The sequence below is a fragment of the Sphingobium sp. Z007 genome (genome assembly GCF_900013425.1).
GTDB lineage: Bacteria > Pseudomonadota > Alphaproteobacteria > Sphingomonadales > Sphingomonadaceae > Sphingobium.
Map to the genome: position 1 here is coordinate 487,384 of NZ_FBXK01000005.1, position 13,462 is coordinate 500,845.

10 protein-coding genes are annotated in these 13,462 nt (G+C 65.2%); all 10 read left to right on the plus strand.

All coding sequences use genetic code 11. The annotated features are described in order from the left end of the window. The first annotated feature begins 49 nt into the window (after window positions 1–49). The 10 genes from CEQ44_RS10300 (at window position 50) to CEQ44_RS10345 (ending at window position 13,450) form a co-directional block, all read left to right on the plus strand. Window positions 50–3,235 carry an amidohydrolase family protein gene (locus CEQ44_RS10300; protein ID WP_088183714.1) on the plus strand — a complete coding sequence of 1,062 codons (3,186 nt, stop codon included), beginning with the start codon at window positions 50–52 and terminating at the stop codon, window positions 3,233–3,235. Between the two features lie 76 nt (window positions 3,236–3,311). Next, window positions 3,312–4,304, plus strand: coding sequence for a threonine/serine dehydratase (locus CEQ44_RS10305; protein WP_088183716.1), 993 nt, complete (start codon window positions 3,312–3,314; stop codon window positions 4,302–4,304). Next, a complete protein-coding gene (locus CEQ44_RS10310; protein ID WP_088183718.1) occupies window positions 4,301–5,197 on the plus strand; it encodes a LysR family transcriptional regulator in 897 nt (298 codons plus the stop codon). Before CEQ44_RS10305 ends, CEQ44_RS10310 begins: the two co-directional genes overlap by 4 nt. 81 nt (window positions 5,198–5,278) lie before the next feature. Then, window positions 5,279–6,514, plus strand: a complete 1,236-nt coding sequence (locus tag CEQ44_RS10315; protein WP_088183780.1) for an amidohydrolase family protein — start codon at window positions 5,279–5,281, stop codon at window positions 6,512–6,514. 16 nt (window positions 6,515–6,530) lie between these two features. Then, window positions 6,531–8,030 (plus strand): bifunctional 3-(3-hydroxy-phenyl)propionate/3-hydroxycinnamic acid hydroxylase, encoded by a 1,500-nt coding sequence (locus CEQ44_RS10320; protein WP_088183720.1) that lies wholly within the window; start codon window positions 6,531–6,533, stop codon window positions 8,028–8,030. After that, window positions 8,027–8,458 carry a heme-binding protein gene (locus CEQ44_RS10325; protein ID WP_088183722.1) on the plus strand — a complete coding sequence of 144 codons (432 nt, stop codon included), beginning with the start codon at window positions 8,027–8,029 and terminating at the stop codon, window positions 8,456–8,458. Before CEQ44_RS10320 ends, CEQ44_RS10325 begins: the two co-directional genes overlap by 4 nt. Beyond that, a complete protein-coding gene (locus CEQ44_RS10330; protein WP_088183723.1) occupies window positions 8,455–9,345 on the plus strand; it encodes a VOC family protein in 891 nt (296 codons plus the stop codon). The genes CEQ44_RS10325 and CEQ44_RS10330 overlap by 4 nt, the downstream gene beginning before the upstream one ends. A gap of 88 nt (window positions 9,346–9,433) precedes the next feature. Then, window positions 9,434–10,267, plus strand: a complete 834-nt coding sequence (locus tag CEQ44_RS10335) for a fumarylacetoacetate hydrolase family protein (RefSeq protein WP_254913834.1) — start codon at window positions 9,434–9,436, stop codon at window positions 10,265–10,267. Between the two features lie 38 nt (window positions 10,268–10,305). After that, complete coding sequence (locus tag CEQ44_RS10340) at window positions 10,306–12,519, plus strand: TonB-dependent receptor (protein ID WP_088183725.1); 2,214 nt, start codon at window positions 10,306–10,308, stop codon at window positions 12,517–12,519. A 100-nt stretch (window positions 12,520–12,619) separates the two neighbouring features. Continuing rightward, complete coding sequence (locus tag CEQ44_RS10345) at window positions 12,620–13,450, plus strand: alpha/beta hydrolase (RefSeq protein ID WP_254913833.1); 831 nt, start codon at window positions 12,620–12,622, stop codon at window positions 13,448–13,450. Window positions 13,451–13,462: the final 12 nt, after the last annotated feature.

The window sequence follows — 13,462 nt, forward strand, 5'->3', positions numbered from 1 at the left end:
GCAGGCGGCCCCATTTTCTTTGCATCCCATACCTGCCAGAAAGGCCGCCATGCGTTTTGCCGCTTCCCTCCTGCTTGGCGCCGCCATTCTGGCTGCGCCCGCCCTTCACGCGCAGGACAAGGACGGCCTCAGTCTCCAGCCGACCCGCACGCTCAGCTATGACGCGCAGGAAGGCACCTGGATGCAGCCGGACATGGCGCCGGACGGCAAGACGATCCTATTCGACCTGCTCGGCGACATCTATGCGCTGGACGCCGCCGGCGGCACGGCGCGGCCGGTGCTCAGCGGCATGGCGTTCGAGCGCAACCCGGTCTTCTCGCCCGACGGCAAGCAGTTTGCCTTCACCTCCGACCGGTCGGGCGTCACGAACCTGTGGATCGCCAACGCCGACGGCACTGGCCTCAAGCAACTCTCGCACGACAGCAGCGTTGCCATCTACACCTCGCCCGCCTGGTCGCCGGACGGCCGCTTCGTCACCGTGTCGCGCACCGTTCATTCGATCCTCGCCTTCGAACTCTTCCTATATGACAAGGACGGCGGCACCGGCATCCAGATCACCAAGGCCGGATCGCCCGACAATTGGGATGGGAGGCTGAACGCGATGGGCGCGGTTCACGCGCCGGACGGCCGCACCCTCTATTACGCGACCAAACGCGGCCATACCTGGACCGAAAACGACTTGCCCAACTGGTCGATCGCACGCCGCGACCTCAAGACCGGCGTAGAAGAAACCATCATCCAGTCGGCCGGCGGCGCGATGCGCCCGGCGCTGTCGCATGACGGCCGGCTGCTCGCCTATGCCAGCCGGAACGGGATGAAGGACGGCCTGCGCCTGCGCGATCTGGAGACGGGCGAGGACAAGTGGATCGCCTTCCCGATCGACCGGGACGGGCAGGATGGGGGCTATTATGCCGACCTGTTGCCGCGATTCAGCTTCATGCCTGGCGACAAGGCGCTGTTGATGAGCGTGGGCGGCAAGCTCGCCCGGCTCGAAATCGCCAGCGGTGCCCGCACGGACATCCCCTTCACCGCGCCAGTGAAACTCGGCCTCGGCCCGCTGACCCGCGTGGCGCAGAAGGAGGAGGAAGGCCCGGTCCGCGTTCGCGTGGTGCAGGCCCCCCGCCAGTCGCCCGATGGAAAGAGCGTCGCCTTTACCGCGCTGGGCGGCCTCTATGTGCAAAGCCTCGCACCCGGCGCAACGCCCAGGCGGATCATCGCACAGGACGCGTTCCAGCCCGCCTGGTCGCCGGACGGCAAAACCTTGGTCTATGTCACCTGGACGGCGCAGGACGGCGGCCATGTCTGGACCGTTGCGGCAGGGGGCGGCACGCCCCGGAAACTGACCCGGTTCCCGGCTTTCTACACCCAGCCTGTCTTCACGCCCGACGGCAAGGGCGTCGTCGCCCTGCGCGCCAATCATTATGACCGCTTACGCGCCGTGTCCGAAATCGACCCGGCCCGCCCCACCGACATAGTAGCGATGGCGGCGCAGGGTGGCCCCGCGCGCCTCGTCACCCACGCCATGGGCGCGCGCCTGCCGCATTTCGCCGCTGACGGACGGCTGCTTTTCTATAGCGGGTCAGGCGTCAGTTCGGTGCCGTTGTCGGGCGGCGATCCGCAGGTCGAATTGCGGGTCGTGGCGCCGGGCCTTGGCCAATATTTCCCCGACCCCGCGCCGGTGGACGAAGTGCGGCTCAGCCCGGACGGCCGCCATGCGCTCGTCAAATACTTCGCCCAAATCTATCTCATCGACGTGCCCCCAACCAATGGCAGCGAGCCGCCGACGATCGACCTGAACGCCGCCAGCGTCGCGCGCTACAAAGTGACCCGGATCGGAGCCGACTTCACCGACTGGGCGGACAAGGGCTCCACCCTTACCTGGTCGGTCGGCTCGACCTTCCGCCGCCTGCCGACCGCGCAGGCGCTGGCCGGCAATGGCGAAGCGGCTGCGGAGAGTTTTGCGCTGCCGGTCGAACTGCCACGCGACGTCCCCCATGGCAGCATCCTGCTCCGCGGCGCGACCGTGATGCCGATGGCGGGCGGGCAGGATGCCATCGCCAACGCGGACATCCTCGTCACCGATAACCGCATCGTCGCGGTTGGCCCGTCCGGTTCGCTCTCTGTCCCCGCAGGCGCAACCATCCGCGACCTAACCGGCAAATATGTCGTGCCCGGCTTTGTCGATACTCATGCCCACTGGTTCGAAATCCGCCGCGCCATTCAGGAACGCGGCCATTGGGACTTCGCCGCGAACCTCGCCTTCGGCGTCACGTCGGGCCTGGATGTTCAGCCCTTCACCCCCGACGTCTTCGCCTATCAGGACATGATCGACGCCGGCATGATGCGCGGGCCGCGCGCCTGGTCGACCGGGCCTGGCGTGTTCGTGAATGCGCAAATCCGCAGCAAGCAGGATGCGGTCGACGTTCTCACCCGCTATCGCGACCATTATCGTACGCGCAACATCAAAAGCTATATGATCGGCGACCGCGCCCAGCGCCAATATATGGTCGAGGCGGCGAAGGATCTGGGCATGATGCCCACGACTGAGGGCGCCAGCGACATGGTGCTGAACCTGACCCATGCGATCGACGGCTTTTCGGGCAATGAACATAGCATCCCGGTGTCGCCGCTGCGCGAGGATGTCGTGCGCCTCTTCGCGCAAAGCCGCACCAGCTATACGCCCACCGTCTCGGTCGCCTATGGCACGACGCCTGCGTTGTTCGACTTCATCATCAACAAACGGCCGCAGGATGACGCGAAATGGACGCATTTCGTGCCGTCCGGCATCGTCAGCGAAAAATTGCGCAACCGCCACTGGATGCCGCCCGAAGCGCAAAGCTGGCAGTCGATCGCGGCCGATGCGGTCGCGATCCAGCGGGCGGGCGGTCTGGTCGGCATCGGCAGCCATGGCGAAATGCAGGGGCTGGGCTATCAGTGGGAAATGCAGGCCTTCGCGGCTGGCGGCGCGACCCCGATGGAAACGCTGAAGGCGGCGACCATCGGATCGGCCGAAGTCATCGGCCATAGCGCCGATGTCGGCAGCCTGGAACCGGGCAAGTTCGCCGACCTTTTGATCCTGGACGCCGATCCGCTGGCCGACATCGCCAACGCCATGAAGATCGGCGCGGTGATGAAAAATGGCCGCCTTTACGATCCCGCGACGCTGGACGAAATCTGGCCTCGGTCCGATAAGGCGCCGGAAAGCTGGTTCGCCCAGGATGGCAAGACGCCTTAAGTCCACAGGCGCAAGGTTGGCGCTTCTCCCTGATCCGGCCCGCGGCTACAGCCATGGGCCAAAGCAGGAGCAGCGCATGAACCCACCCCCCGCCATCACGATCGACGACATTATCGACGCCGCCCGGATCATCGCCCCGGCGGCGGTGCGCACGCCGCTCTTGGAAAATCACGCGCTGAATGATCGGGTCGGCCGTCGCGTCCTCATCAAGTTCGAAGGGGTGCAGCGCACCGGATCTTTCAAGTTCCGCGGCGCATACAACCGCCTCGCACGCCTCGATGCGCAGCAGCGGACGGCGGGCGTCGTCGCCTGGTCGTCGGGCAATCACGCGCAGGGCGTGGCTGCAGCGGCGCAACTGCTCGCCATGCCGGCGACCATCGTGATGCCCGCCGACGCGCCCGCGATCAAACTGGCCAACACTCGTGCGCTGGGGGCGGGGATCGTCACCTATGACCGGCACACTGAGAGCCGTGAGGAGATCGCGACTGCGCTGGCGCAGGATCGCGGGGCGACGCTGGTGCCGTCCTTCGACGATCCTTTCATCATCGCAGGGCAGGGGACGGCCGGTCTTGAAATCCTAGACCAAGCGGCAGAGGCGGGCGTCACCCCTGGCCAGATCCTCGTTTGTTGCGGTGGCGGCGGCCTCACGGCGGGCATTGCGACGGCAGTCAAAGCGCGCGCGCCCGCAATCGCCCTCTACGCCGTCGAACCAGCCGGCTTCGATGACACCGCCCGCTCGCTCGCCAGCGGCATCCGCGAAAGCATCGCGCCTGATGCGCGCAGCATTTGCGACGCGCTGATGTCGCCCAGTCCCGGCGCGATGACCTTCCCCATCAACCAGGCGCTGCTGTCGGGCGGCCTTGTCGTCAGCGACGATCAGGTGCGCGATGCGATGCGCTTCGCCTTTGCCGCGCTTAAGCTAGTGGTCGAGCCAGGCGGCGCGGTCGCACTGGCGGCGATGCTGAGCGATCTTGCGCCGCCCTGCGACGGCGCCACCGTCATTGTCCTGTCCGGCAGCAATGTCGATCCCGCCGCCTATGCCGCCATCATCGGCGGAGGCGCCGCATGATCGATCCGCGCGCTATCCGCACATTCCTGGCGGTATGCCGCGCCAACAGCATAAGCGGCGGCGCGCGGGCGCTTAACATCTCGCAACCGTCCGTATCGAACGCCATCGCCCAACTGGAACAATCGCTGGGCGTCTCGCTGTTCGAACGCTCGCGCAGCGGCATCCTGCTCACGCCCGAAGGGCAGGCGCTGCTGCGCCGCGCCGAAGCGATGGACAGCCTGCTGGCGGACGTGCAGGCGGAGGTGCAACTCGCCAGCCGGGGCATCACCGGGCCGCTTCGCATAGGCGGCACCCCCGGCGCGCTGGTAAGCCTGCTCCCCGATGCGGTGCGGCGGCTGGAGGCGCAGATCGGCCGTTTCGCGCTGCATGTGGTCGAACGGCCAGACCATGACCTGGCCGCCATGCTCCATCGCGGCGAGATCGAACTGGCCTTCGTCACCACTGGCCTAGACGAACCGCCGGAGGGTATCGAGGAGCGCACCTTTTCGCGCGATCCCTTCGCCCTGATCGTGGGTAAGCAGAATGACCATCTGCCTGCCAGCCTGTCCTTGCGTGACACTGCGCTGATGCGCTGGGTCTTGCCCGAAGCGCGCGGCGCCTTCCGTCGTCAGGTCGACGCGCTGTTCATGGCCGCCGACATTCCGGTGCCGCAAGATATCATTCGTTGCGACTCCCTGCTCACGACCAAGGCGATGGTCCGGGGCAGCCAGCGCGTGACCATATTGCCGATGCAGGTGGCGTCGGCGGAGCTGTCGATCGGCGTGCTACGCGCCATCACGATCGAGGAGGCCGCTTTTCCGCGCAGCATCGGCGTGCGGATGCTGGCGGGCGGGCGGCTGTCGCGACTGGGCGAGGCGCTGCTCGATGTGCTAATCCATAGCTCCAAGCTATGATGTGCGGAAAAATCATTATTTTTCTTTGGGGCTTTGGCGGCGCATAAGCTGCCCCAACAAGAGCTTTCGGGAGAGACCATCGTGCGGCACATCATCCGCAACATCGCCATTTTCGACGGGACGGGCAGCGCCCCGGTCGCCGGAGCGGTGGTCGTGGAAGGCGACAGGATCGCCGCCGTCCTGCATGACGCAGCCGCCATCGCCGCGGTCGAAGCGGACCATGTGATCGATGGTCAGAGCGGCACGCTGATGCCCGGCATGATCGATTCCCACACCCATCTGACCTGGGGCAGCTCGGTCGAGAAAATCTACCACCAGTTCATCCTGCCGCCCGAAGAGTTGAAGGTCGCCGCCTGGCGCAATGCCCGCGTGCTCCTCGACCATGGCTATACCAGCCTCTATTCGGCCGGTGCGCTGGGCGACCAGATCGAACCCGAACTGGCCCGCGCGATCGAAGCAGGCGAAACCCCCGGACCACGCCTTATCCCTTCGACGCTGGAGCGTAGCCCCGAAGGCGAGGAGGGCGTTGAAACCGGCGACGTATTCAACGGCCGCGGTCCCGACGCCATGCGCGCCTTCGTCGCCTATTGCGCGGCGGAAGGGGTGAAGTCCCTCAAGCTGGTGATCTCCGGCGAAGACGCGCTGAAGCCCGGATCGTCAGGGGATATTCTCTACACCGACGAGGAAATGCTGGCGGCGGGCGAAGCGGCCAGGGAAGAGGGCCTGTGGATCGCTACCCACGCCTATTCGCCCCGTGCGATCGAACTCGCGCTCGAAGCGGGTGCGCGCATCCTCTATCATTGCTCCTTCGCCGACGATGCCGCGATCGACGCGATGGCGGCGAAGAAGGACGAGATTTTCTACGCCCCCGGCCCCGGCGTCTCGGTTGCCGCACTGGAAGCATCGCCGCCCCCTCACGTCAACATGTCTTCCATGAAGGCGAGCGCGGCCGAGCGGCTGGAACTGGAAAAAGCGCTTGTCCCCAAGCTCAAGGCGCGCGGCGTGCGCATCCTGCCGGGCGGCGACTATGGTTTCCCCTTCAACCCCCATGGTCGCAATGCCCGCGACCTGGAGCATTTCGTTTGCCTTTATGGCTTCACCCCGGCAGAGGCGTTGAGCGCCGCGACGATGTTGGGTGGGCAGCTGATGGGACAGCAAGTTGGACAGGTGAAGGCCGGCTATCTGGCCGACCTGCTATTGATCGACGGTGACCCGACCCAGGATGTCCGCATCCTGCAGGACGCCAATAATATAAAGATGATCATGCTGGGCGGTCGGATGCACAAATCCCCCGCAGCGCAGCCCGTGACCGCCTGACCGGAAAGACGCCACCATGTTCGACGTTGCGATCATCGGCTGCGGGCCGGTAGGGGCCTTTGCGGCCAATCTCCTTGGCAAATCCGGCCTCTCGATCCTGGTGATCGAGCAGGAGGCGAACCCGTATCCGCTGCCCCGCGCGGTCCATCTGGACCATGAAATGATGCGCCTGTTCCAGTCGGCCGGCGTGATCGATCGTGTCGCGGGGAACATGCGCGACACCGAAGGGCATCTCCATGTCGGCGCCGACCATGGCGTCATCCGCTACATGGGCACCGTCGGCCGGGCGCGGCCGTTCAGCTGGTCGAACGACTATTTCTTCTACCAGCCCGAACTGGAGGATCACCTGCGCGACGCGCTGGCCGATTATCCCAATATAACTGTCCAACTCGGCGTCGCATTTGAAGGGCTGGAGCAGGACGAAAACGGCGTCACGCTGCGGCTTTCCGAGGGGCGGACGGAGCAGGCCCGCTATGTCATCGCGTGCGACGGATCGCGCAGCGCGGTGCGCAAGGCGCTGGGCGTGCGCCTGGACGACCTCGATTTCGAAGAGCCCTGGCTGGTGGTCGATGCAGAGGTCGATGGGCCGGTGCGCTTCCCCGACCTGTGGGGCGTGCCGGACGGCGCTGACCTGCAAAAGCTGTCGGTGATGATGTGCGATCCTAAGCGCCCGGCGACGATCGTGCCGGGGCGCGGCAATCATCGCCGTTGGGAATTCATGCTGCTGCCCGGCGAAGATGACCAGGCCATGATGGAACCGGATGCGGTCGCAGCCCTTGTCGAACCCTATCTCTCCGGGGTTCCGCACAGGATCGTGCGCGCGGCGACCTACCGCTTCCACGGCCTGATCGCCGAGCGGTGGCGGATCGGCGGCGTCTTCCTCGCCGGCGATGCCGCGCACCAGACGCCGCCCTTTTTTGGGCAAGGCATGTGCCATGGCCTGCGCGATGTCGCCAATCTGGCGTGGAAGCTGGAGCTGGTGCTGAAGGGCGGCGCGAACGACACGCTGCTCGAGAGTTATCAGCTCGAACGCGATCCCCATGTCCGCGCCGTCATCTCAGCCGCTGTGGGCGCGGGCCGCTACATCTGCATGTTGGACCCGCAGGCGGCAGCGGAGCGTGACGCGCAAATGCGCGAAGCGGCCAAGCGCGCGCAGCATGGTACCGCCGCCGACCTGATCCCAGCGATATCCAGTTGCATCGTCGCCACCGAGACGGCGGGTGCGGGGGAACGCTTCATCCAGCCGCGCGTCGGCGACCGGCTGCTCGATGATGTCACCGGCGGCGGCTGGCGTCTCTTCACCCGCACGCTGGTCGAGAGCGGCGACGTCACCGTTATCGATCTGGCTGATCTGGACGACAACGGTGCGATCGTCGCTTGGCTGGCCGATCGCCAGGCCGACGCCGTGCTGATCCGTCCCGACCATTATGTCTTCGGCACCGGCAAACCCGTCGACCTCATCGCCCGCCGCGACGCGCTGATCGCCGGCCATGCCCATCAGGAGATCGCCGCATGAGTCTCACCCTTACCCAGGCCCGCGCGATCATCGACGCCGCGCTGGACCAGGCGCGCGCCGATGGCGCCCAGCCGCTCGCTGTGGTCGTGCTGGACGCCGGCGCGCACCCGGTTGCGACTGTCCGCGAGGATGGTGCGAGCCTGTTCCGGTTCGACATCGCGAAGGCCAAGGCGGCAGGCGCGCTCGGTATGGGGGCGGATACGCGCGTTATCGCCACCCGCGCCGCCTCTAACCCGGTTTTCTTTCAGAGCGTCGTCGCCGCCACCGGCGGTCGGCTCGCTTTGTCCCCCGGCGGCGTCCTGATCCGTGACGTGGAAGGCGCGGTGATGGGCGCCGTCGGGATCAGCGGCGACACCGGCGATTGCGACGAAGCCTGCGCCATCGCCGGCATCCTGGTCGCGGGCCTATCCCACGGAGACGTAAAATGAAATTACGCAGCATCGAACTGGCGCTGCCGGGGGCGGCGGACGCCGCTGCCTTCCTGACCGACATCTGGGGCATGGCCCCGGCGGCGGTCGAGGGCAACATCCATTATCTGCGCGGATCGGGCAGCTTCCCCTATCTGATCGCGCTGGAAGAATCGGCCGATAGCTATGTCCGTTCGACCACCTTCGTCTGCACCGCCGAACGGCTGGAACAGCTCAAGCGATCGGTGAGCGAAGCGGGCCTGACCGCCGCGCCCGTCGTCTCCCATGATCTGGGCAGCGGTCACGGCATCATCGTGGAACTGGCGGAGGGCGAATTGTTGCGCTTCCTGGTCGATGCGCAGGAAGTGAAGCCGATCGTGGGCGCAGACCTGCCGGTCAAGCTCACTCATGTGGTATTCAATTCGGCCGACGCGGAAATGACCGGCCATCTGGTCGAGAAGGCGCTGGGCTTCCGCGTGTCGGACCGGACCAAGGGCATGGTGTTCGTGCGCTGCAATGACTCGCACCACAGCACCGCCTTCGCCCGCGCAGGATTCGCATCGCTCAACCATATCGCCTTCGAGATGGAGGATCTGGACGCGGTGATGCGCGGCATCGGCCGCCTGCGCGATCAGGATATGGCGCCGGCCTGGGGACCGGGCCGCCACGGCCCCGGCGCCAATGTCTTCGCCTATTTCATCGCCCCCTTCGGCCCCGTCATAGAATTTTCGACGGCGGTTAACAAAGTGCCCGACGACTATCAGGCCGGTGCGCCCGAAGACTGGACCTGGCCCGCCAAGCGGATCGACCAGTGGGGTGTGTCCGACAAGGATTTCGATGGCCTGCGCGCCGCCGAGGAAAAATTCCGCCATCGCCGCGACTGGGAGGCTGCGCCGCTTGACGCTTGACCGTCGGGCCGCGCTCGCCGCGCTTGGCGGGGCATGGCTTGCTACGACCGGATTGAAAGCCGCCCCGCGCGGCAAAGGAGACAGAGACGTGACCCGATTTGTAAGTTTCCGCCGCCCCGACGGCGCCCCCAGCTTCGGCCGCCAGGATGGCGAGACGATCGTGGAATTGGCGACCGACGCGACGCCCAGCCTGAAGGCGGCGCTGACCGACGGCAGCTTGGCGAGCCTGGCCGACGGCGCGGCCTTCGCCGCCGCCGATATCGTGCTGCTGCCGGTCATCCCCGATCCCGCCAAGATATTGTGCGTTGGCCTAAACTATGCCGAGCATGTCAAGGAAACCGGGCGCGAGCAGAAGGCGCATCCCGCGATCTTCGTGCGCTATGCCGACAGCCTGGTCGCCGACGGCCAGCCGCTGGTAAAGCCGAGCGTGACCGAACGCTTCGATTATGAAGGCGAACTGGCGGTCATCATCGGCAAGCCCTGCCATAAGGTCGCCGCCGCCGACGCCATGGCCTATGTGGCCGGTTACGCCTGTTTCAACGACGGGTCGGCGCGCGACTGGCAGCGCCATAATATCCAGTTCACGCCGGGCAAGACCTTCCCCGGTACCGGCGGCTTCGGCCCCGCGCTGGTCACGCCCGACGCGATCGACGATCTGGGCGCGCTGCGTGTTCAGACGCGCCTCAACGGCGAACTGGTGCAGGATCAGGCGGTCGCCGACATGATCTGGGATATCCCGACGGTCATCGCATATATCAGCGCCTTCACCCCCCTGGCCCCCGGCGACGTCATCGCGACCGGCACGCCCGGCGGCGTCGGCGATAAGCGCACCCCGCCGCTCTACATGAAGGCCGGCGATAAGGTCGAGGTCAGCGTCGGCGCCATCGGCACGCTCACCAACCGGATCATCGACGAACAATAAGCCCAAACTACCCAATCATAAGAAGGGGAGGATACATCATGCGTAATTTCCACAAGTCCATCCTGGCCATGGCGGGCGTCAGTACGTTCGCCATCGTCGCGCCAGCCTTTGCCCAGGATGCCGCAACGCCGCAGGAAGCGGCGGAATCGGCCATGTCCGACATCATAGTGACCGCGCAGCGTCGCCAGGAAAAGGTGACGGAGGTGCCCATCTCCATCACCGTGGCCAGCCAGAAGCAGTTGGAGCGCCAGCAGGTCAATAATCTGAACGACCTCAACCGCGTCGCGCCCGCGCTGGAAATCCAGTCAGCACCGGCCCAGAATACCGGCGGTGGCGGATCAATCCGCGGCATCGGTACGCAGAGCTTTTCGCCCGGCGCGGTAGCTTCGGTCGGCGTCGTCGTCGATCAGGTGAGCCAGGGTAACGCCAATATCTCCGACCTGTTCGACGTGTCGCGGATCGAAGTGCTCAAGGGGCCGCAGGGCACGCTGTTCGGCCTGACCACATCCGCGGGCGTCATCAACATCACGACCAACGCGCCTGATCCGACCGAATTTAGTGGCCGCGTCCGCACCGAATTGTCCGATGCCGGGACCGTCGGGTCCAAATATGGCCAGCAGGTCGTCCAGGGCGTCATCAACGTGCCGTTCAGCCCCACCAGCGCGCTGCGCGTGTCGGGCATGAGCAACACGCGCCAGGGCGTCAACCGCAATGCTGTCGCCGGCGACTGGAACGACGTCAACCGCTACGCCGTGCGTGGCCGTTTCCTGTGGAATGCGAGCGAAGACCTGACCGTCAATCTGATCGGCGACTGGTCCAAGGGGTCGGCGGACAATGGTGGGGATTTCTTCACCTTCCTGTCCAACACGCCGGCCAACACCGCGCTGCTCAACAGCTGCGGCATTACGCCGGGCGAGGGCAACCAGACCTTCTGCATCGGCGATGAATTCAGCAGCAAGGTCAAAGCATGGGGTGGATCGGCGCAGGTCGATTACGATGCCGGTCCGCTGACGCTGACGTCGATCACCGCCTACCGTAAGACGGAAAGCAGCAATACGCTGGGCAATATCTATCGCGCCGATCCGCTGGCATCGGAACTCATCAGCGGCCCGACAGGCACGAATATCCGCCTGTTCACGCAGGAATTCCGCGCATCGTCGCCCAGAAATTCGACATTTGAATATACGGTCGGCGCCTTCTATTCGAACCAGAAGACGGTGCAGCAGCCCGAACGCTTCACCATTTCGGTGACGCTGCCCAACGGCTTCGTGATCCGTCCGGTCGACTCTCCGGGCGCTTTGAACGAGATCACCGACGAATCCCTCGCCATCTTCGGCCAAGGGACGTTGCACGCCACCGACAAGCTGCGCCTCATCCTGGGCGGACGCTACACGGCTGGGCGCTTGTCGCTGGACCGGACCGATGCCGGCACCGGGGCGGAGAGCTTCCAGATCCTCAATGTCGACAAAATATCGTGGCGCACCGGCATCCAATATGACATCGACCGCTCGCTGATGGCTTACGCCACTGCGTCGCGGGGGTTCAAAGGCGGTCAGATCGCGGTGCCGACCGCGCCACTGCTGCCCTATGTCGTCCAGCCGGAAATCCCGATGTCCTATGAAGCGGGCATGAAGGCCACGCTGTTCGGCGGTGCGGTGCTGGACGTCAGCGTCTTCTATAGCAAGATCAAGAATTTCCAGGCGCAGGAATGTATCGTCAATCCGGTCACGGCGCAGCTCGTCTGCGCGCAGACCAACATTGACGGGGTCAAAACGCGCGGCGCGGAGGTCAACCTGTTCGGCCAGATTTCCGATCGACTGTCTCTGAACACCGGTTTCATCTATACCAAGGCGACCTATCCGGGCGGTTTCATCGGCAATGACGGCACCGATATCGGCGGCAGCCAGCTAGCTTATTCGCCGCGGTACAAGTTCACCTTGTCGGGTGAATATGAGCAGCCGCTGACCGGCGGCCTGAACGCTTTCCTGGCGGCGGACACGATCTGGAAATCGCGGGTCCGTTACCAGAATACATCGACCCGCGCGGAAACCTTCCGTCCGCACTGGACGGTCGGTGGTCGTCTGGGCGTGCGTAGTGAGGACGAACGCTATTCGGCGGGCGTGTTCGTGCGCAACCTGTTCAATGTCCACGAACCTTCCTTGCTCCAGAGCAATTTCGGTTCGGGCCTGGGCGCCATTTATGGCCCGCAGTCCTTCCGCCAGGTCGGCCTGCAACTTGACGCCAAATTCTGATCGAAAAAGGGACATGGCGGTTCTCCGCCATGCCCCTTTCGCTGTTGACCGAGGTGGTTAGGGTGCGGGGATGATTTCAGTCAGACAATCCATAGCCGCCATGGGGACGGACCTTGGCCCCGCCGTGCTTGCGCAATGCCGTGCTCTCTTCGATGCCGAGCAATTGGCGCTGGTCGATCAGGTGCCGGTCAGCGTCGCCGACATCGCTTATGGGCCGCATGAACGCCACCGTCTCGACATCTATCGGCCGCAGGGTGACGGTCTCGTGCCGATCCTGGTGTTCGTCCATGGCGGCGGCTTTCTGAAAGGCGACAAAGGCGGGCATGGGGGCGGGACTGACGCGTGGCCCAACGCCAATGTCGGCCGCATGGCGGCGCAGGCGGGGTTTCTAGGCGTCGTCATCAACTATCGGCTGGCCCCGGACAATGTCTGGCCCGCCGGGGCGGAGGATATCGCCGCCGTCGTCGCCTGGATCAAGGATCATGCTGCGCAATATGGCGGCGACCCGGAACGGATCGTGCTGATGGGCACCTCTGCCGGCGCTGTGCATGTGGCGGGCTATCTCAAACTGGCTGGCGATCGCGACATTTGCGCTGCGATCCTGCTTTCGGGCCTCTATGGCTATACGCCGCTCGATGAGCGGGACACGCTCTATTATGGCGATCCGGCGCTCTATGCTGAACGGATGCCGCTGGAGGCGGTCGCGGGCACGCCATTACCTTTGATGCTCGCCTGCGCCGAATTTGATCCGCCGCGCTTTCAGGCCGAGTTCCTCAGCCTGATGCAGGATCGGCTTGCTCGCCATGGCGCGATGCCGCGCGCGTTTATCCATTCGGGCCATAATCATTACAGCATGGCTATGCATCTGGGCGCCGCCGACCGTCGGCTCGCCAATGAAATCTGCGCCTTCGTGCGCGACACAACCGCCTGACAATCATAATCG

Excerpts from the sequence above, each read along its gene's own strand:
- CEQ44_RS10300 (WP_088183714.1), top strand. The coding sequence starts at position 50 with ATGCGTTTTGCCGCTTCCCTCCTGCTTGGCGCCGCCATTCTGGCTGCG.
- CEQ44_RS10305 (WP_088183716.1), top strand. The coding sequence starts at position 3,312 with ATGAACCCACCCCCCGCCATCACGATCGACGACATTATCGACGCCGCC.
- CEQ44_RS10310 (WP_088183718.1), top strand. The coding sequence starts at position 4,301 with ATGATCGATCCGCGCGCTATCCGCACATTCCTGGCGGTATGCCGCGCC.
- CEQ44_RS10320 (WP_088183720.1), top strand. The coding sequence starts at position 6,531 with ATGTTCGACGTTGCGATCATCGGCTGCGGGCCGGTAGGGGCCTTTGCG.
- CEQ44_RS10325 (WP_088183722.1), top strand. The coding sequence starts at position 8,027 with ATGAGTCTCACCCTTACCCAGGCCCGCGCGATCATCGACGCCGCGCTG.
- CEQ44_RS10330 (WP_088183723.1), top strand. The coding sequence starts at position 8,455 with ATGAAATTACGCAGCATCGAACTGGCGCTGCCGGGGGCGGCGGACGCC.
- CEQ44_RS10340 (WP_088183725.1), top strand. The coding sequence starts at position 10,306 with ATGCGTAATTTCCACAAGTCCATCCTGGCCATGGCGGGCGTCAGTACG.
- CEQ44_RS10345 (WP_254913833.1), top strand. The coding sequence starts at position 12,620 with ATGGGGACGGACCTTGGCCCCGCCGTGCTTGCGCAATGCCGTGCTCTC.